Raw genomic sequence first — 20793 nt, 5'->3', positions numbered from 1 at the left:
GAAGGGCTTCGTCGTCCGCTGGCTTCTAAGGTGCTGCGGCTTCTGCTAAAACCATTCCAAAAAGTTCTGAACTCGCGTCAAGCCGCTCAGACAGCAGAACTTTTTGGAATAACGCAGAAACCACACCACCTAAGAATCAGCAGGACTCCTGCAGAACATCCCACTACGCCAGGGCGGTTCCCTGCTGGCTTTTGTATGCGTGAAATTTCCTCAGACACGGTGCTTTCACCCTAGCTCACTCCAGCACATTCCCTATGCCACACGTCAACAGCTCTTTTCACTATATTCTTCAACCTCACGTCTCCAATATAGCCTTCCACTCCTTCGCACATCAACCGGTGCTTTCATCGTTGATGCTCTGCTTCTACAAACTTCACACTTTCACTCTAGCCTATCTCCCCTTTCGCATGTCAGCAACTCTTTTCGCTATATTCTTTAAACTCACGCCTTCACTCTAGCACTCCACTCCTTCGCACGTCAGCCGGCGAGGTAGCGTCTGGTTTGGGCTGGCTCTGCAGGAGGGGTGCGCTTCTTAGGCGGTGGGAATCTGCGTTGCTGGAAAAAATCCAGCTGTTTGAGCGACGCAGGAGCGAGTTCTGGATTTTTTTCAGCGGTTTTAGCAGATTTCCAGCGCCTTAGAAGCCAGCCCCCGACGAAGCCCAGCCCAAACCAGACGGTACCTCACCGGCGTCCGTCCGCAAAATCCACATCCACCATCTCCCTTCCATCCTCAACCTTCATCACAGCCACATCCCCCCGATGTGCCACAACCACTCTCTTCCCTCCGACATCACCGGAAAGCTCCATCAGCTCCCCATAATACTTCTTCGAAAAAACACAGGGATTCCCGGTCTTCCCATCATGCTCCACACAGGCGATTCCCTTCCCATCTCTCAAAAACACATCCACCAGTCCAAAAACCGTCTCCCACCGCAACCACGGCTGATCTGCCACCGTAAACAAACAAGCATCCATCTCCCGGTTGACCCGCAGCCCGATCTTCAATGAGGAAGATATCCCCTCATCCGGATGCAGATTATAAAGAAACCGCACGCCGAGCTTCTCTGCTTCCTGCGCAATCTCCTCATACTGTGTGACAACTGTGATCTCACACCTGTGCCCCTGTTCCTCCAGTGCTGCTTTCACTTTTTTCAGCTCCAGGAGAATATGCCTGTACATCGGCATTCCGTCTATCCCGTACAGTAGCTTATTGCTTCCAAACCGCCGGCTGTTTCCTGCTGCCAGCATGATCAGTCCCAGTTTCATATCACCGCTCCACTTCCTTTCGATTCTAGTACAGCGAAAATTAAGTAACCGCCATATTGACTTGCCTGATTTTTCATCTGCTGCGTTGTCGTCAATCGTCGTAGCCACCGCTACGCCTCATTCCTCCGCCTTGCAGATGAAGAAATCATCCTGCGTCAATATAGCAGAAACTTAATTTTCGCTGTACTAGCTGTTTACACTTCTCTGCAGGCTTCCGCAGATCACCATGATCCCAGACTCCTGACCTTGTGCCATAAGCTTCTCCGCCACACAAGGATCCTCCAGAGTATCTGCCTTGTTCAGATACGCAAGAAATCTTCGTCCGTCCACTCCTTTTTGCAATCCGTCTTCAGACCGGATGATCTTCCACACATCCATCCATGTCACAGGCTCATCTGTACGCTTTCCCAGAAATCCCGCCACATCATCCGGACGGTGTGCCGTATCACAGATCCTTTTGCCGATGCAGTCAAGACCGATCACTCCTACTACCACATCTGCAAAAGAAGGGATCACCGGCTCATGAACAGCCGGCACTTTAAGGGGTCGGCGCCTGGATCCGTCAGCTTCCACAAGAAGAAGATCACAAAAGCCGGGCAGCTTTTCCAGGATCTCCTTTTCGGGGCCGGAAATCTTTGGCTGCCCGGCCTTGTGATGAGCCGCGATGACGTATCCGTATTGTTCTATAAGCCGGCATGCTCCCGGAATGTCCTCTGCCTCCGCAAAAGGACGTTCCGGTTCCCATGCCATATGCGTGGTTGTGGTCACGATCACACGTTTTCCCTGTCCGGAAAATATTTCTGCCAGTCCAAAGATCAGACTGGTCTTTCCGCCGCCTCCTGTGAATGCCACAGTAAACGCTTTTTCATTTTTCTTCATGACACACTCCATTTATCTTCTAACTTCTTTCAGGGACACCAGACTCTGTATCGGTCACAGATTCTCATTCCTCACAGCTTTCTCTGTTCCCGGAAGCACTCCGCAGGAAAGCAGCACCTCCAGTACTCCCCCTGCGATACACCTCGCCTTGTCTGAAATCGTAAAACAGTTTTTCTTCTGTTCTGCCCTTGGGTCGATGTCCGCGATCTTCATTCCCTCAAAAACAGGGTAGCCGTCCCGGATCAGCCCCCGGATCACGCCGGAAATGGTAGCCTTCACCGGCGTATCACCTACCATGGCGATCACCTGGTCTTTTTCAACAAGATCTGCGATCTGACAGATGTTTTTCATGTTACCGGCTACCGGTGAATGGATCACACGTTCCTTTCCGATCCCTGCGATCAGTCCCGGCACTCCGGTATTCGGCAGGGCACTGCCTTTTTTTATGATCCTTCCCAGGTTATGGCCGCGCATGGTCTCGATCACGTAATCCACATCCTCCCCTGCGGTAAAGCCCGGGCCAAGTCCCACAGTCAGTGGTGCCATATCCCTGCTGGTCCCAAGATTCTTTTTTGCAAGGATGGCATCGATCACTGCCTCCGGCTCCAGTTCGCGGATATATTTTCCATGGGTATCTGTCAGAAGGGGGATCTCTCCCTGTACCCAGCATTTCCTGCACTGGGTCCGGATATCGTTCTCCGTGATCCTCCTGCACACAACGCCTTCTACCTCTGCAGTTCCGTCATAAACAGTTTCACAAAAGGCCACATGACGGCGGATGGCACTTGGACGGTCACATTCCAGGATCAGGACCTGATAGCCACTCTGATGAAGCTTGTGGATCACTCCTGTGGCCAGATCTCCACCACCTCTCACAAGGATCATTTTATCAGTAAATGCCGCTGCTTTCATCTTCATACACCTGCCGTCCGTTTCCCGGCATTCCTGCCGCAAGAGTATCATAAAGCTCCGCATAGGTTGCATCCTTATACGGGGATACATAAAAGAGTCCCGCGATCCCGGCCGTAATTGCCGAAAGGACAGACCAGGGAATAAAGGAAAGATCCAGGATAAAGGTATCCATCTTCTGTCCGTTCATCATCTCACGGCTTTTTGCAAATACTTCCTTTGTGCTCATATCCGGATATTCCGCAAGAAGATAAGGGATCATCTTATATTCGTAGGATTTTACCACTCCGGGAATAATAAAAAGCAGCGTCCACAATACAAGATACAGGTCCCGTAAAAACATGGTTTTTACGATATTACCGTAATTTCCGGAACGAAATACACTGAGGAGCTTTCCGGGCCCGGGTACAGAATAAAGGTTCTCAATGTAAAAATCTCTTCCGCCTACCTCCAGAACATTTCCCACAAAGAAATGGAAAAGGACCCCGATCAGAGCCACCGTTACCATGGCACTGGCACTCAGAAGCGCAAAAAGCACTGCCAGTGGGGAACGAAATACATGACTGGCATAAGAGGTAACACCATTGATATCCGTACCCAGATGATACGTTGTAACACCGTAGTCCGGACTTACCGCATTTCCGGCACTGCCTGTGGCCGCACCGCTTCCGCCGGTTGCCATCACAATAGCCAGCACCAGACTTACCAGAACGGCTGACCAGTAATTTTTTTTGAATGCCTGTTTTCCGCGCCATTTCAAGTCGCTGCGTTTCCAGCTGATCTTCTGTTCATTCATAACTTAACCCTCCATATATGCTTCACGGACACAGAGCTCTCTTCGTCCCTTCTGCCACAGCGCAGGCTCCAGCTCTGCCAGATAACCGCCGCCGTTTTTTACATGCCATTCATAAAAAGCCCTGGGTCTGTCCGCATATTCTTCCATAATGTTCATGATCGTACCGCCATGTATCACAAGAGCCGCTGTCTTTATGTTGTTACGGATACACTGTGTGACAGCCTTCTGAAATCCTGTAAGGCTCCGGCACTTAAACGCTTCTCGACTTTCTCCTCCCGGAAAAGGAAGCGTTCCATTGCTGTCGATCCACCTCTGATAATCCTGATTTCCGGAAAGCTCTTTATAATTTTTATTCTCAAACTCTCCAAAATCACACTCGGAAAGCTCTTCGATAATATGAAAGCTTTTTCCTGGAAAAAGGATCCCCGCAGTTTCCACACAACGGCAGAGCGGACTTACATAAAGGGCCTCCGGCATGGGATAGGTCAGCTTTTCCAGAAATTCCTTTCCCTCCGTGCTCAGCGGTTCATCCGTTGTTCCGATATAACGCTGAAGCTTATTTCCGGGTGTCTGTCCGTGTCGTATCAGATATAATCTAATCATCCTTCAGCACCGTCCCAATCCCGCATACCACTCTTGTGACCCTTCTGCTTTTTGCAGCCAGTGCAGTGCACACCCGGCCAACAGCTTCTCGGTACTGCCGTTCAAAAGCATCCGCCGGAACGATCCCGTAGCCTACCTCCTCACTGACAAGGATCACATCCGGATCCTGCTGTGCCAACTTTTCTGCCAGGCTGGTGAGATCTTCTCCTGCCTTCAGAGCTTTTCTTATGTATTCCTGAAATCCCAGAACACCCGCTGCCTTCAGAAGCTCCTCTTCTGTGATCTCTCCTCCGAATTTCCAGTCCACATCCGGGAACTGTGCTTTTGCATAGGCAGCTTTTCCCTGATATGCGCCTCCGATTATCATTTCCATATCTTCTTTACCTCATCCAAATCTTCATTACAGATTAAACGTGCCACCAAGAGCAAGCACCAGTGCCATCACAACCTCGCAGATGCAAAGGAAAAATCCGGAAAGATCACCTGTGGTCCCTCCAAAATATTTCAAAGCCATATGGTGATACCACCAGAATACCAGAAGTGCGCTGACAGCTGCCAGAACACCCAGGACCGGATCTACCCATATCATCAGCGCTGCAAGGATCACAAACATCGTGATAAGAACATTTCGCACTGCGATCTCTGACGCATTTCTGGAAAATTCTGCCACAGTCCCGTCTGTCCTTGCCTTGGGAAATGTGATCACACCGATCCCGGAAAGACACCTGGACATCATAAAGCCCAGGCTCATGATACAGATCCCGTTATAATTTCCAAGGAGCTGATCCCAGGCTCCCAGCCAGAGGATAAAATATACACAGGCTGTGATAATGGCAAATGCACCTGCATGGGAATCCTTCAGGATCTCCAGCCTCCTTGTGCGTTCCTGCCAGGAGCTTAATGCATCCGATGTGTCCAGAAGCCCGTCTACATGAATGCCGCCGGTAACAAATACCGGGATCACAGTAAGGATCACAGCGAGAAAAAATGGCTCCAGAGCTACGTGTACACCGAGGGCCCCTCCTGCAAACCAGGTCAGGATGCCGATGGCAGTACCCACAAAGGGGAAAAAGCACATCATATATTTTATGTTTTCCTTCTTCCAGTCCACCATGGGCATGGGGATCTTTGAAAACATGGCAAAGGCTGCCTTAAAACTGTTCCATAAGCTTTTCATGTTTCCTTTCCTCCTTTATGCCATACAGGGATCCCGTATACGACTTCCACAACCTCTTCTGCCATCTCTGCCAGCTTCTGGTTGATCTGTCCCAGTTCTTTTTTGTACTGTTCTGATTCTTCCTCGTAGAGGATCCCGTCTGAAAAGATCTCGTTGGTGACGATCACCACATGCTTTGCCTGGGAAAGAAGATTTTTCACTCCTTCTGTGATCTTTTCTGCCACCTCCGGGTGGAAGCCGCCTTCCCGGAACATCTCATTTGCAACCAGATTGGACATGCACTCCAGAAGGACCACGCAGTCCTTCGGGATGAGCAGCTCATCCAGCTCTGTATATCTTTCTATTGTCTCGAAGCCTTTTCCTGCACGCATGTGCCGGTGTCTGCGGATGCGCCTGTGGCTTTCTTCGTCAAAAGCCTGCATGGTGGCGATATAGATCCTTCTGGCTTCGCCAAGGGAAAGTACGGTTTCTTCCGCAAAAGCAGATTTTCCGCTTCCGCTGCCTCCTGTTACAACAACCAGCATATTATTTCAGCTCCTCGTACTGTTCTACATTGATATCACCAAAGGTACTCATGGAATTATATACTGCACAGGACAGATCCATCATCGGAAACAGTGCCACAGCTCCGGTTCCCTCGCCCAGGCACATGCCTGCGTGGATGATCGCTTCCTTGCCAAGCTCCTTCAGGATCAGCTGTGCTGCAGGCTCTTTGGATACATGAGACGCAAGGATATGATCACTTACCTGCGGGCAGATCTTTATTGCGATCAGTGCAGATACGCAGGAAATAAATCCGTCCATGACAACCGGCATTCCAAGTGCTGCTCCTCCAATGAATACTCCTGCCATTCCTGCAATATCCAGTCCACCTACCTTTGCCAGGACGTCAATGGCATCTGAACGATCCGGATTATTCAGGGCGATCGCCTTTTTGATCGCATTGATCTTCCGTACAAGCCCTTCACTGGTCAATCCGGCACCACGTCCGGTCATATCTTCCACCGGTTTTCCGAGAAGCACAGCTGCTACCGCACTGCTGGTGGTGGTATTTCCAATGCCCATCTCGCCGGTTGCAAGAACCTGATAGCCTTTTTCCTTCAGCTCCTCTGCCATGGCAATTCCGGCTTCGATGCCACGGATCGCCTGATCTCTTGTCATCGCCGGCTCTCTGGTCATATTTCTGGTCCCATAAGCAACCTTAAGATCTGTACGGACCTTTGTATCTGTGACCATTCCCACATCTACAGGAAAAAGCTCTGCTCCACACTGACGGCACATCACACAGCAGGTAGTAGTCCCTTCCAGAAAATTCTCAGCCACAACAGCCGTCACTTCCTGTCCGGTCTGGGTCACACCCTCTTCTACAACTCCGTTATCCGCGCACATGGCAACCACTGCTTTTTTCTCCACACGTACCTCCGGTGTACCTGTGATACCGGCGATCTGTGTCAGCATATTCTCCAGCTCTCCCAGAGAATGCAGGGGCTTTGCAATACTGTCCCATCTCTTTCTCGCCCCCTCCATAGCCTTTTCATCCAGAGGGCGGACTTTCTTCACTGCCTCATCCAAAGTCATCATTTGCTACCTCCAATCCTTTTACCTGTGGTAAAAATAATAAATTTACTAAAGATATAATTCAACGCCAGCACGATAAATTGTGTGCAGAATTTTGCAAACATATCCCGGAATCCCAGGATCTCCGCCAGAAGCCATACGCCACCTACCTCAATGACCATGGTCACCAGACGGGCACTTATAAATTTCAGAAAGGGCCGTATATGATCCCTCCATGTTTCACAGCGGTCATGAAATACAAATCTGGAATTCACAACATAGGCAAACAGGATCGCCAGGATGATCGATATGATGTTGGCACTCATCAGCGGGATTCCCATTGCCCTCATGATATAAAAGCTTAACAGATTTACGAGAGTCGTACAACCACCCCAGAAAATATAACGGATCACATCATTTTCATAGAATTTAAGGATCCACTTTTTCATTGGTATCTCCTCCTCGTATGATCTTTGATACGATATATCTTGGACGACGTTTTACTTCCTCATAGATCCTGGCGATATAATATCCGATGATCCCAAGGCTCATCATCACAGCACTTCCGATAAAGAGCATCACGATCAGAAGTGTGGTATAGCCTTCCACCGCATGCCCGGAAAAATACCGGACCAGAGAATAGACCAGAAGGAGCAGGGAGCACCCAAAGCAACCCACAGCACCGGCTGTTACAAACTGCAGCGGAAGTGTTGTAAATGCCACGATATTCCGAAACGCATAGCTGATCAGCGTTCCTGCAGACCATTTGGATTCTCCGGCCTCACGCTCCTGCACCTCAAAAGGTACGGAGATGCTTTTGAAGCCTATCCAGGATGATGCCGCCCGGAAAAACATGCTGCGCTCAGGCATGGCGAGAACACTCTCCACCGCTTTCCTGTCCAGCAGCTTGAAGTCGGAAGCGTTTTCCATATCAAAGCCGGTGGCACGGGACATGATCCGATAGAAAAATCCGGCACTTTTTCTGTGAAAAAGAGTTTCTTTTCCCCGGTTTTTCTTGATGCCCTCCACAACCTCGTAGCCCTGCTTCCAGAGCCGGTACATTTCCAAGAGGATTTCCGGCGGATGCTGCAGGTCACAGTCCATCACTGCCACCGCATCTCCGCATGCCTGTGCAAGGCCGGCCACGATTGCTGCTTCTTTTCCGAAATTTCTGGAAAAATGCACACCTGTCACATTTTTATCTTCCCTGGATACTTTTTCTATGGCTGCCCAGGTCCCGTCAGAGGAACCGTCATCTACCAGGACCAGTTCATAACGGATCCCGGCCTGCCCCAGGAGCTCTCTGAGAGTCCGGCAGGTTTTCTCCACCATCGGTTCCTCGTTACAGGCAGGCAAAACTACCGATAATCGGCTCATTTCTCCTGTTTTCCCCTTTCTTTTTGTTTTCCCTGGCGCCGGTAAGATATTACGATCCCGGCAAACAGGATCAGGCCAAGCACCGTCAGTATCATTCCGGGCACAATATACGGTGTACAATATCTGAGTGCGATCGTATGCCTGCCTTTTTTTAATTCCAGTCCCATATACATACTGTTTGCCTGCACAAGTTCTGTTTTTTCTCCATCTACATAGGCGGTAAAGCCTGCGCTGTATGGAATGGAAAATACCAGGATCTTATCGGAAGTGGTTGTGATATCTCCACGAATGCAATTTGTCTCCGTTTTGATATTCTGAAGACTTTCTTTTCCAAGCTCCTCTGTCTGTTCTTCAACAGAAGCCATGGGCTGACATGCCACATACAGATCATCAAAGGTATATTCTCCCGGCATGGAGAATGTCAGTGTCATAGTTCCTGCAGAATAGTTTTTATATCCCATATTCAGAAGAAAATTATGTCTTCCGCTGTAGCCGTTGTATTTATCTGTAAAGATCCGGATAGTCTTGTCCACGGAGCCCAGCGAAACATCCACTGCTGATTCCTTGCTTTCTTTCCAGTAGCGCCAGTTATTGTCTTCATAACGCACGGTATTCTTCTCATATTCTGTCATGGAATCCCATTTTTTATCACTGACCACTGCACGTGGAGAATAGGCATTAAAATCCAGATTTTTTGCCACAAGATAAACCTCTGCCTCCGGCTCTCCCTGATATCCGATCTGTACGGTTGCTCCTTCTTTGGCCACAATGATCTTTCCGTCTTTGATCTTACAGCCTTTTCCTGCTTCCAGTGTAAAATCTGCTTTCTTATCGTCAAAGATGAGGTCTGTCTCAGAAAGACTGCTGTCCTCCAGAACTGCCCCCTGCAGGAGTGCCTGCTGCTTTTCGGTCACGGAAAGCTTTTCATACTTTTCTCTGGGGATCCAGGAATCATAGGTATAACCAAGAGGAAGGGAATCCTCGTCTTCGTAGATCCTGTATTTTTTTGTGACTGCTGCTTCACTGTCATAGCCGTATGGCAGATACCCATATCCGCTTTTTTTGATGGCAAAATATTTCACCGAGGCAAGACGATCTAGGATACTCCGTCCGTCTAGGCTGCTGTAATGATAATCCCAGGGGGTATTCAGATACATCTCATCAAAGAAACGGCTGATATTTCCATTGGCCACACTGAAATAATAGGAAGTACTGTTGGTTCCCATATACATGGCAGTGTTTACATAAGAGCCCGTTTTGTACTGGTCATATCTGGTAACCGCTGAATCGTCCATTGACCGGATCGCTTTGTCCGGTCCGGACTGAAGCTTCTCCAGCGCCTGATCCTTTTCCTCAAATTCTGACAGATAATCTTTTTCGTAAGAATACTGGTATGAAACATTCAGAAGGATGCTTGTCACAAGCACGGCCACGATCATTCCACAGAGATATTTTCCCTGTGTAAATACGTTTCCGTAGGAAACCACTGTAAACACAACCAGGACCAGCATCATCAGTGCCATGATATTGCGTTCCGTACGAGCGGATTCTGAAAACAGTGCCAGCACGCCATATATCAGCAGCATCACAAATATCCGTCGTTTTTCCCTGATGCCCAGCGTAAACAGTTCCGGATATGCCTGTACCAAGATATATGCGATCAGCATTCCATACGCCCAGATCCATCGGTTGGACACGTATGAAAATCCATTCAGTACATGACCTGCAAAGGGGATCAGCAAAAACAGATTCAGAAGCACAAAGCCCAGCTTCAGTCCCGTATATTTTTTCTTTTTGGAAAAGATCACAAACACGCCTGCCATTGCAACTGCGGAATATCCAGCAACTCCCCACTGGATCATATTTTCGCCGATCAGGCAGCCGAGATATTTTTCGTAGTAAATGCGGTCATATAACAGCGGCACATAATTCTGCGCCTGAAAGCGCTCTGTTCCAAACAGAGTCATGACCACAGGTAAAAAGATCAGTGCAGCGATCATAAGTGCGACCAGATAAAAGCCAGCAAATTTCAGGAACCACTGAAATACATCTTTTACTGAACGCTTACGGAATATTCCAAAATACCGGAAAGCTGCATACAGCACCATAAAGATACTGATCATATAAAAGAAATAAAAATTAGACATTGCCGCTACAGCCGTCGCACAGATAAAAAGGTATGGCTTTTCTTTTTTGTAAATCTTTTCAATTCCCATAAGGACCAGCGGCAGATAGATCATGGGATTGGAAAAATATGGATGCTTCATGGACGCATAAATGGTCCATCCTGCAAAAATATAAACAAGGCTTCCAAGAAATGTAGCCTGTTTGGGATTCTTGCGGTAAAAGCAGTAAATGCTGAATGTGATACCCGCCAGATAAATGCGGAGAAAGATCAGAAGCTCATATAAGATCTCTGTGTCTTTTTCCGGTACAAAAACGGACAGTAAGGTCAGCGGATCACCGATCGCATAATAATGAAGTGTTGTAAGGATATCGGAACCGTATCCGATATGCATATCCCACATAGGAAGGGAAAGCTTATGCTCCGTCACCAGCGTCTGCAGAACATTCCGCAGATATTTTCCATAATAGGCCAATGCATTGATGTGCTGCGGAACACCGTCATGACTCCAGATCAGGGATTTTCCATTGAAATAAAAACAACTGTAAATAAACAGCGAGATCGCCGCAAAAACAATCGTATACAGAATATAAAAATCTGCTTTTTTCTCTTTCCGGGATTTCTCCTTCGAAAAAATTCTCTTCATGTATATCTCTCCTGTATATGAAAAAAGGCCTGCGGTGCGCTAAACACCGCAGGCCTGTCACCTAATGCTTAATCAGCAAGCACACTGTATAAACAGTAACTATTGATCAATAATTAGTCTTCTTTCTTATCTGCTCCGTAAAGAGTGATAAGTTTCTGCAGATACTCATATCTAGCCTGAGCCTCAGACTCGTTCTTAGCAAACAGTCTTGCAGCTTTCTCAGGATTCTGACGCTGCAGAGAATTGTAACGAACCTCACCGTTCAGGAAGTCCATATAGTTCTCCATATCCGGTGTCTTGGAATCAAGGCTGAACTTGTTCTCAGCAGCCGGGTTGAATCTGAAGTTGTGCCAGTATCCGCACTTAACTGCCAGCTCTTCCTCTGTCTGAGCTTTGCTCATACCTTTCTTGATACCATGGTTGATACATGGAGCGTAAGCGATGATCAGGGATGGTCCCGGATATGCCTCTGCCTCTGCGATTGCTTTTACAGTCTGGTTGAAGTCAGCACCCATGGAAATCTGTGCTACATATACATAGCCATAGCTCATTGCGATAGATGCCATATCTTTCTTCTTAGTCTCTTTTCCGCCTGCTGCGAACTGAGCGATCGCACCTGTCGGTGTAGATTTGGAAGACTGTCCGCCTGTGTTGGAGTAAACCTCTGTATCGAATACCATAACGTTGATGTCACGTCCGCTTGCAAGAACGTGGTCAACACCACCGAATCCGATATCGTAAGCCCATCCGTCACCACCGAAGATCCACTGGGATTTCTTGGAGAGGAAGTCTTTCTGTGCAAGGATCTCGTTAGCCTTGTCACATCCGCAAGCCTCAAGAGCTGCAACGAGTTTCTCTGTAGCTGCACCATTTGTTGCGCCTACAGCATAAGTATCCAGCCATTCCTGACCAGCTGCCTTAACATCCTCGTTTGTTCCGTTAGCTACAAGGTCTTCGATCTTCTCTTTCAGACCGCCACGGATCGCACGCTGTGCAAGAAGCATACCATAACCGAACTCTGCGTTATCCTCGAACAGAGAGTTTGACCATGCAGGTCCCTGTCCCTTAGCGTTTGTTGTGTATGGTGTAGATGGTGAAGAGTTACCCCAGATAGAGGAACATCCTGTAGCATTTGCAATGTACATTCTGTCACCAAAGAGCTGTGTGATCAGCTTAGCGTATGGTGTCTCACCACAACCTGCACAAGCGCCGGAGAACTCAAGGAGCGGCTGTTTGAACTGGCTGCCTTTTACAGTTGTCTCTTTATATTTAGCGATAACGTCTTCCTTCTGAGGAAGTGTTACACCGTAATCGAAGAATTTCTGCTCTTCTGTGTTAGCTTCAAGCGGAGCCATCTCAAGAGCTTTGTTGCCTTTCTTTCCTGGGCAGACATTTGCGCAGGAACCACATCCTGTACAGTCAAGAGCGGATACAGTCATTGTGAATGTATAGTCTTTCATTCCTGTAAGTGGAAGTGTCTTGATTCCCTCTGGAGCGTTAGCTGTCTCATCTGCTGTCATAGCAACCGGACGGATTGCAGCATGCGGGCAGACGTATGCACAGCGGTTACACTGGATACAGTTGTCCGGAACCCATACAGGAACGTTAACTGCGATACCACGTTTCTCATATGCAGCTGTTCCGGATGGTGTTGTACCATCTACATAATCCTTGAATGCAGATACTGGGAGGCTGTTACCTTCCTGAGCATTGATCTTGCACTGGATGTTGTTTACGAAGTCCTGAGCTTCCTGAGCACCGTGGGATGCGTGAGACATGAAGAGTCCCTCGTCCTCAGCGTTCTTCCAGCTCTCCGGAACCTGAACCTCTACGACCTGTTTAGCACCGGCATCGATAGCTGCCCAGTTCTTCTTAACAACGTCATCACCTTTACGTCCGTAAGTAGCTTTAGCAGCAGCTTTCATAAGCTCGATAGCCTGCTCCTCAGGAATGATTCCTGTAAGTTTGAAGAATGCGGACTGAAGAATTGTGTTGATACGTGTTGGTCCCATGCCAGTCTCAATACCAATCTTAACACCATCGATGGTGTAGAATTTGATATTGTGGTTAGCGATGAAAGCTTTAACCTGTCCTGGAAGATGTTTCTCAAGTCCTTCCATATCCCAAGCACAGTTCAGAAGGAATGTACCTCCGTCAACAAGCTCCTGTACCATGTTATATTTGTTAACATAGGACGGATTATGACATGCAACGAAGTTTGCTTTGTGGATCAGGTATGTGGATTTGATCGGTTTCTTACCGAAACGAAGGTGAGACATTGTAACACCGCCGGACTTCTTGGAGTCATAATCGAAGTAAGCCTGAGCGTACATGTCTGTGTTATCACCGATGATCTTGATGGAGTTCTTGTTAGCACCTACAGTACCATCAGCTCCAAGTCCCCAGAACTTGCAGTTTGTTGTTCCCTCTGGTGTTGTAACAAGTGGTGCGCCTGTCTCAAGAGAAAGGTTTGTAACATCATCAACGATACCGATTGTGAATTTCTCTTTCTCAGTGTTCTCATATACTGCTACGATCTGTGCAGGTGTTGTATCTTTGGAACCAAGTCCGTAACGTCCTGTAAAGATCTTAACATCGCTGAACTTGCTGTCGCGAAGAGCTGCAACAACATCAAGATACAGAGGCTCGCCAAGAGCTCCTGGCTCTTTTGTTCTGTCAAGAACAGAGATCTGCTTAACTGTATCCGGGATTGCATCGATAAGAGCCTGTGCACAGAATGGTCTGTAAAGACGAACTTTAACAACACCGACTTTCTTGCCAGCTGCCATAAGGTAATCGATTGTCTCCTCGATGGTATCGTTTACGGAACCCATAGCTACGATGATGTGCTCAGCGTCAGCAGCTCCGTAGTAGTTGAACAGTTTGTAGTCTGTTCCGATCTTCTCGTTAACTTTGTCCATGTACTCCTGAACAACTGCCGGAAGAGCGTCATAATATGGATTACATGCCTCTCTTGCCTGGAAGAAGATATCCGGGTTCTGAGCGGAACCTCTCTGACATGGATGGTTCGGGTTCAGAGCACGGTTACGGAACTCTGCGATTGCGTCCATATCTGCCATATCTTTCAGATCTTCATAGTCCCATGTCTCGATCTTCTGGATCTCATGAGATGTACGGAATCCGTCGAAGAAGTTGATGAACGGAACTTTTCCTTTGATTGCTGCAAGATGAGCAACCGGTGTAAGGTCCATAACCTCCTGTACAGAAGACTCACAAAGCATTGCACATCCAGTCTGACGACAGGCCATAACGTCGGAATGGTCACCGAAAATACAAAGTGCGTGGGAAGCAAGTGCACGGGCAGATACGTTGATAACTCCCGGAAGCTGCTCACCAGCGATCTTGTAAAGGTTCGGGATCATAAGCAGAAGACCCTGGGAAGCTGTGTAAGTTGTAGTCAGGGCACCTGCTGCCAGAGAACCGTGAACGGCACCTGCTGCACCTGCCTCAGACTGCATCTCTGTAACCTGTACTTCCTGTCCAAAGATGTTCTTTCTTCCCTGAGTTGCCCACTCGTCTGTAGCCTCAGCCATTACAGATGAAGGGGTAATCGGGTAAATAGCAGCTACATCAGAAAAAGCATATGATGCATGAGCGGCTGCATGGTTACCATCCATGGTTTTCATCTTTCTTGCCATTGTTTTTTCCTCCTTAAAGGTTTGTTAAAAAATATATTATTTAGGCTTATGAAGGCCTAAAATTCCATTGGTTATTATATCATAGATTCCCAGTTATGTCCATTTTCTTTCATTGTTTTTTGTATATTATCCTGTACAAACGCCGTTATCTTTTTCACAAATAAAAAAGAGCTGTTCGGAATTTTTCCTCTCCAAACTGCTCTCCTTATCATCTCATACGCTTATCCCAACTCACATCCGGGAATCACTTCTCCTCTTTTCCGAAAAGATCCTTCATGGATTTCCGACGGAGCATTGTCCACAGCTGATCCTGGATCTCCTGAAGCTCATCATGTGCATGGCAGGGAACTCCGTCCTGTCCGTTCCTTGGACACTGATATGTGCCGTTCAGGCACTCAATGATGGACATATCCGGATCGATCGCACTGTATATCTCATATAATGACAGTTCTTCCGGATCTCTCTTCAGCGCGTAACCGCCATGAACTCCGCGGTATCCTTCCACGAGCCCTGCATTCTGAAGCTTCTTCAGTATCTTGTATGCAAAGGGTGCTGTGATCGATTCCCTCTCACAGATCTCGCTGACGCTCAAACGCGGCTCCCACATCAATGCGCGGATAACCCGCATCGCATAATCGCTTTCTCTGGTGATAAACATTTTTAACCTCTCTTCTGTTCAACTAAGCTGCTGATTTATGATAGTTTCCGCATTCCATCCGATCTGCCACGTTCCTGGGTGTTTCTGATGTGCCAGAGAGCCGGATATCCATATCCCCGGAATACTTCATTACCACATACGACAGTATAACCCATTTTTTTATATAATAAAAGGTTATTATTTTCCTGTGATTCATAGTAATCCCCTGTTTTTCCTTTATTTAGCCGAAAAAAGGAAAATACAGCTTGCAAATTTTTCAGTTTACGGTACAATAGGAAACGATTGTAATGCTTTCGTATGTAATTGAAACGATATTTATTTAATGAAAAAAGAGGTATGATATGATTTCAGCAAATAACATCACACTGCGCGTTGGAAAAAAAGCGCTGTTTGAAGACGTTAACATCAAATTTACAGAGGGTAACTGTTATGGATTGATCGGCGCCAACGGCGCAGGAAAATCTACATTCCTCAAAATCCTTTCCGGTCAGCTTGAGCCTACCAAGGGCGACATTGTGATCACCCCCGGTCAGAGACTTTCTTTCCTACAGCAGGATCACTTCAAATATGATGCTTATCCGGTTCTGGATACTGTCATCATGGGTAATGAAAGACTCTATCAGATCATGAAAGAGAAAGAAGCCATTTACGCAAAGGAAGATTTCACAGACGAAGATGGCATCCGTGCCAGCGAGCTTGAGGGTGAGTTTGCAGAGATGAACGGATGGGAAGCAGAGTCCGATGCTGCTACTCTTCTCAACGGTCTCGGAGTCGACACTGAGTTCCACTATACACAGATGGCAGACCTTACCGGTAGTATGAAGGTCAAGGTTCTTCTTGCACAGGCTCTTTTCGGAAATCCTGATATCCTTCTTCTTGATGAGCCGACCAACCACCTGGATCTTCCTGCTATCGAATGGCTGGAGGAGTTCCTGATCAATTTTGACAATACGGTTATCGTAGTATCCCATGACCGTTATTTCCTGAACAAGGTCTGCACACATACTGCTGATATCGATTATGGCAAGATCCAGCTTTATGCCGGAAACTATGACTTCTGGTTTGAATCCAGCCAGCTTCTGATCAAGCAGATGAAAGAGGCCAACAAAAAGAAAGAGGAGAAGATCAAAGAGCTCCAGGAGTTCATCTCCCGTTTCAGCGCCAATGCTTCCAAATCCAAGCAGGCGACTTCCAGAAAGCGTGCCCTGGAAAAGATCCAGCTGGATGACATGCGTCCTTCCAGCCGTAAATATCCATACATCGACTTCCGCCCGAACCGTGAGATCGGAAACGAGGTCCTCATGGTGGAAAATCTGTCCAAGACCATTGATGGAGTAAAGGTTCTGGACGACATTTCCTTCACTCTTGGTCGTGAAGATAAGGTTGCCTTTGTGGGCGCCAACGAGCAGGCCATCACAACCTTCTTCAAGATCCTTACAGGTGAAATGGAGCCGGATGAAGGAAATTACAAATGGGGCGTTACCACTTCCCAGGCATATTTCCCGAAGGATAACACACAGGAATTCGATAACGACCTTACTATCACCGACTGGCTGACACAGTACTCCGAGATCAAGGACGCAACCTACGTCCGTGGATTCCTTGGCCGTATGCTTTTCCCTGGTGAGGATGGTGTAAAACGTGTCCGTGTTCTTTCCGGTGGTGAAAAAGTTCGCTGTCTTCTTTCCAAGATGATGATCTCCGGTGCCAATATCCTGATCCTGGATGAGCCAACCAACCATCTGGATATGGAGTCTATCACAGCACTGAACAACGGACTGATCAAATTCCCGGGAGTGATCCTTTTCACCTCACACGATCACCAGTTTGTACAGACAACTGCAAACCGCATCATGGAGATCCTTCCTAACGGCAAGCTGGTAGACAAGATCACCACTTACGACGAGTATCTTGCCAGCGACGAAATGGCCAAGAAGCGTCACGTATTCCAGGTTAACGAAGAGGACGCACAGGATAACTAAATCCCATGCTTCTGTAACAAAAAATCTCCCCTGCTTCCGCCTTTACAGGCAGTCAGGGGAGTTTTTTTATCTGTTTTATATGCGCTTACTCCATGGTGATCGGAGCAAGCTTGCCCTGTGTTACATCCAGAAGATCTTTAAGCGGTACCTTCAGGGTAAGGCCTACTCTTCCACCACTTACATAGATCTCATCAAAGTTTTCGGCAGACTGGTCAAACACCACCGGATAATTTTTTTTCATTCCAAGAGGGCTGCAGCCTCCGCGGATATAGCCCGTGATCTTTGTAAGATCCTTTACATGGATCATATCTACTGTTTTTTCGCCTACAGACTTTGCGGCTGCCTTACGGTCCACCTCTTTCTCGATCGGAACTACAAACACATAGTAGCCGCCGCTTTTCCCTTCCATGACCAGGGTCTTAAAGGACTGATCATGAGGGGCTCCTGTGATGTCTGCACAGTGGATCCCATCTATGAACTCTCCACAGTCATATGCGATTGCTTCATATTTTACTTTTTTTCGATCCAGCATTCTCATCGCGTTTGTTTTGGCTTCTTTTCCCATTTCTGTCACTCCTCGGATTTTTCTCAGTTGTCTTTCCACTCATCAAGCTCATCCAGATCCTCATCATTCATCAGATCCGGGTCATTCCTGTAATTTCCATATTCTTCCTGCTCATCAAAATCCGCCATATTTTCAATATCCATCCGGCGTCTTTTCTGCTGCAGTTTTTCAAAATCTTCATAGCTGTCCCTGTTTTCCGACTCATCAAAACGATCATAGTCTTCATGATCCTCCGGATCTGCATAGCGGGATCTGCTTCCCGTTCCTGCATTCCTTCGTTCCCTGGTGCTGCTGCTCTGGCTGTATCTGCGGCCTCTTCTGTCATCCGAAGCATAATTTCTGTCGGAGGTTCTGTTTCTGCCGGAGGTTCCGGAAGTGCTTCTTCTTTCAGTGGAACTGCCTTTGCTGTTTCTTTCGCTTCCGGATCTTTTTCGGCTGTCTGCATAATTTCTTTCTCGTCTGTCAGAGTTGCGTCCTTCTCTGTCAGATGGTCTGCGGGAACGTCTTTCACCCCGGCTTTCCCGGTCATCGTTTGCCCGGTTTTCGTATGTATATCTGTGATCGTCCCTGTTACGGTCAGAGGTGTATTCACGACTGTTTCCTCTACGGTCCCTTCCTGCCGGCTTCCTGGTCTCCTCCGGCAGAGTTCCATCGTCGTCATCCTCTTCTTCGTCATCTTCCTCATCGTATCGGTCTTTGTTGATGGCGAACTGGATCAGCATACCAAGGATCGCAATTCCCGCTGCCATACCGACGCCATATGGAAACTGCGCCAGCCCTGCGATCTTTGCAATGGATAATCCTGCCAGAACACCACCCAGTATACTGGTTCCGACAATGATCACTCCTTTCGCATAACGCATAGCAAGTACTCCCAGTCCCACGCCGATAAGGATGCACAGGAAAAAAGAAAAAGAACTGGTCGGATGGACCAGATAGATACTCAATGTTATTCCGATACCAAATCCCAGTACAAAGATTCCTGCCCTGTAGATCAGAAACGAAACAACAGCCAGTACGATCCCCAGTCCCGCCATGGCACCTGCGATCACCATTTTATCCTGAACACCGGACATATAGGTTACACCAAAGCCGGCGCCTGCTCCGATGATAAATCCAAAGATCATCATCCAGAACCGGAGGATACGATATCCCAGGATACAGTTCAAAAGCCCGAAAACGCAGAGCACTCCATATACGATCACCATCAGCTGGCTGATCTGTTCCATACCTCCTGCTCTCTGCAGTATGTCAAATCCTCTTGACAACATATCCATATTCATAACTTACTCCTCTCTTTCCAAAACCTCCGGAAATCTTCCCGAAGATGTTTCAGAAAATAAAATATATGGTATAAAAATTATCCATCACTCCATAATGATACTCCACCTGACCAAGTCCGTGAAGTTTCATATAATACTGTGCCACATTCTGTACCACGCCATCATCCAGCAGTTCCTGACAGGCTTCGGAAAAAGCTTCCTGACTGCCAAACTTGAAACGCACTACAGCCGCACCATTATCCAGTCTCATCTTACAATAATCATATATGTCCTGCCAGCTGTAATCTTCAAAGTACCCCTGGTTCAGCACATAAAAATCCAGATCCTTCGCAGTACATGCCGGAACTGTCAGTTCTTCCGATGGTGTATAGGTTTTTTCATATTCTTCCGGGAAAGGGCAGAGATAATCGTAAATGATCGTCTTATGTTCTTCCAGCTGTGCGGCATCTCCATTTAAAAAATCCGGCTGATCCCCATTGGTAGCATCTACATAATAATACTCCTGGCCTATTTTTACAATATCCCATGCATGACCCTCTGTACTTCCTTTTGTGCTTCCGTCCACATAAATACAGGGAATATCCAGCCTTTCCAGAAGATACTGGACAGCTCCTGCATATCCGGCACAGACTGCGGATTTTTTCCAGAAAACACCTGCTATGCTCTGATCATCCTCCCCGGTCTGATACTGGGTATGGTCAATAACATACGTATAAACAATGCGTACCTTCTCGTAGTCACCGGCATCCTCCGGGATCAGGGCTCTGACCTCCTGAAAGCTCTGCTCCATGGCCGTCTGTATCTCATCGATCTCGCTGTCTGTATAAGTATAGCCCGGAGTAAAAACGCAGTAATCACTGTCTGAATACGTAGTTTTGTAGATTTTTTCACGATTGTGGACCCAGAATATCTCCGGGTGGTCTTTCAATACTGCATGATAGCTTCTGTCAATACTGTCATCATCGGAGATCGTCAGATAAAACTCCTTTTCCCGGGCACGGATTCCTTTCAGCAGCTCCCGATATACTCTCTGCTCTTCTTCCGTAAGCTGTTTGAAATAATATTCCTGATGCCCTTCTTCGCTCTGGGCAACCTCCATCTGACGCAATTCCTCTACTTCCTTTGGTTCGCCTGAAATAATGCTCTTTGCTATGGAGCGGATCTGACCCAGTGCCCCTGCCGAAGTGCTAAAGGGCTGAAGGATCACTGCAGCTGTAAGCACTGCGGCTGCCATGGGGCAGAAATTTCTTTTTTTCATAATATCATGTCCTATGTCTGAAGCAGCGATTGTAAGAAAGGGCAGCCTCCCGT

18 protein-coding genes are annotated in these 20793 nt (G+C 47.5%); 1 reads left to right on the top strand and 17 read right to left on the bottom strand.

The annotated features are described in order from the left end of the window. Positions 1–681 precede the first annotated feature (681 nt). The 14 genes from BN3261_RS05005 to BN3261_RS04940 form a co-directional block, all read right to left on the bottom strand. Positions 682–1374 (bottom strand): nucleotidyltransferase family protein, encoded by a 693-nt coding sequence (locus BN3261_RS05005; RefSeq protein WP_195635112.1) that lies wholly within the window; start codon positions 1372–1374, stop codon positions 682–684. Between the two features lie 78 nt (positions 1375–1452). Beyond that, complete coding sequence (gene yqeC / locus BN3261_RS05000; protein ID WP_059085605.1) at positions 1453–2145, bottom strand: selenium cofactor biosynthesis protein YqeC; 693 nt, start codon at positions 2143–2145, stop codon at positions 1453–1455. Between the two features lie 54 nt (positions 2146–2199). Continuing rightward, a complete protein-coding gene (yqeB, locus tag BN3261_RS04995) occupies positions 2200–3063 on the bottom strand; it encodes a selenium-dependent molybdenum cofactor biosynthesis protein YqeB (RefSeq protein WP_330383240.1) in 864 nt (287 codons plus the stop codon). Then, positions 3035–3850 (bottom strand): DUF975 family protein, encoded by an 816-nt coding sequence (locus BN3261_RS04990; RefSeq protein WP_110925751.1) that lies wholly within the window; start codon positions 3848–3850, stop codon positions 3035–3037. Before BN3261_RS04990 ends, yqeB begins: the two co-directional genes overlap by 29 nt. A 3-nt stretch (positions 3851–3853) precedes the next feature. Beyond that, the gene (locus BN3261_RS04985) at positions 3854–4453 is read right to left on the bottom strand and encodes a histidine phosphatase family protein (protein ID WP_059085603.1); all 600 of its coding nucleotides are present in this window, start codon (positions 4451–4453) and stop codon (positions 3854–3856) included. After that, entirely contained in the window at positions 4446–4826 is a 381-nt protein-coding gene (locus tag BN3261_RS04980) for a bifunctional adenosylcobinamide kinase/adenosylcobinamide-phosphate guanylyltransferase (protein ID WP_059085602.1), read from the bottom strand. The genes BN3261_RS04985 and BN3261_RS04980 overlap by 8 nt, the downstream gene beginning before the upstream one ends. A gap of 27 nt (positions 4827–4853) precedes the next feature. After that, positions 4854–5630, bottom strand: a complete 777-nt coding sequence (locus BN3261_RS04975; RefSeq protein ID WP_059085601.1) for an adenosylcobinamide-GDP ribazoletransferase — start codon at positions 5628–5630, stop codon at positions 4854–4856. Next, positions 5627–6154, bottom strand: a complete 528-nt coding sequence (locus tag BN3261_RS04970) for a bifunctional adenosylcobinamide kinase/adenosylcobinamide-phosphate guanylyltransferase (protein WP_021650417.1) — start codon at positions 6152–6154, stop codon at positions 5627–5629. The genes BN3261_RS04975 and BN3261_RS04970 overlap by 4 nt, the downstream gene beginning before the upstream one ends. 1 nt (position 6155) lies before the next feature. Further along, complete coding sequence (gene cobT, locus BN3261_RS04965) at positions 6156–7208, bottom strand: nicotinate-nucleotide--dimethylbenzimidazole phosphoribosyltransferase (protein ID WP_015524753.1); 1053 nt, start codon at positions 7206–7208, stop codon at positions 6156–6158. Next, on the bottom strand, positions 7208–7636 hold the full coding sequence (locus BN3261_RS04960) for a GtrA family protein (protein ID WP_015524752.1): 429 nt from the start codon (positions 7634–7636) through the stop codon (positions 7208–7210). Before BN3261_RS04960 ends, cobT begins: the two co-directional genes overlap by 1 nt. Beyond that, complete coding sequence (locus BN3261_RS04955) at positions 7617–8564, bottom strand: glycosyltransferase family 2 protein (RefSeq protein ID WP_015524751.1); 948 nt, start codon at positions 8562–8564, stop codon at positions 7617–7619. Before BN3261_RS04955 ends, BN3261_RS04960 begins: the two co-directional genes overlap by 20 nt. Beyond that, positions 8561–11335, bottom strand: coding sequence for a YfhO family protein (locus BN3261_RS04950; RefSeq protein WP_059085600.1), 2775 nt, complete (start codon positions 11333–11335; stop codon positions 8561–8563). The genes BN3261_RS04955 and BN3261_RS04950 overlap by 4 nt, the downstream gene beginning before the upstream one ends. Before the next feature lie 113 nt (positions 11336–11448). Further along, on the bottom strand, positions 11449–14994 hold the full coding sequence (gene nifJ, locus BN3261_RS04945) for a pyruvate:ferredoxin (flavodoxin) oxidoreductase (protein ID WP_059085599.1): 3546 nt from the start codon (positions 14992–14994) through the stop codon (positions 11449–11451). A gap of 244 nt (positions 14995–15238) precedes the next feature. Beyond that, positions 15239–15652, bottom strand: a complete 414-nt coding sequence (locus tag BN3261_RS04940) for an RrF2 family transcriptional regulator (protein ID WP_015524747.1) — start codon at positions 15650–15652, stop codon at positions 15239–15241. A 341-nt stretch (positions 15653–15993) separates the two neighbouring features. Here BN3261_RS04940 and BN3261_RS04935 point away from each other — a divergent pair, with 341 nt between their 5' ends. Then, positions 15994–17634 (top strand): ABC-F family ATP-binding cassette domain-containing protein, encoded by a 1641-nt coding sequence (locus BN3261_RS04935; protein ID WP_015524746.1) that lies wholly within the window; start codon positions 15994–15996, stop codon positions 17632–17634. An 85-nt stretch (positions 17635–17719) separates the two neighbouring features. Here the strand turns inward: BN3261_RS04935 and ybaK are convergent, their stop codons facing one another. Genes ybaK through BN3261_RS04920 form a run of 3 tightly spaced genes read right to left on the bottom strand, consistent with a single transcriptional unit; the run spans position 17720 to position 20740 of the window. Further along, entirely contained in the window at positions 17720–18199 is a 480-nt protein-coding gene (ybaK, locus tag BN3261_RS04930) for a Cys-tRNA(Pro) deacylase (protein WP_022426473.1), read from the bottom strand. Between the two features lie 23 nt (positions 18200–18222). Further along, on the bottom strand, positions 18223–19482 hold the full coding sequence (locus tag BN3261_RS04925) for a DUF4203 domain-containing protein (protein ID WP_059085598.1): 1260 nt from the start codon (positions 19480–19482) through the stop codon (positions 18223–18225). 49 nt (positions 19483–19531) lie between these two features. Continuing rightward, positions 19532–20740, bottom strand: coding sequence for a transglutaminase domain-containing protein (locus tag BN3261_RS04920; RefSeq protein WP_021650408.1), 1209 nt, complete (start codon positions 20738–20740; stop codon positions 19532–19534). Positions 20741–20793: the final 53 nt, after the last annotated feature.

It is taken from the genome of Blautia massiliensis (ex Durand et al. 2017), assembly GCF_001487165.1.
GTDB lineage: Bacteria > Bacillota > Clostridia > Lachnospirales > Lachnospiraceae > Blautia_A > Blautia_A fusiformis.
Note: the sequence above shows the minus strand (reverse complement) of the source record. Positions and strands in the feature narration are given on the sequence as shown.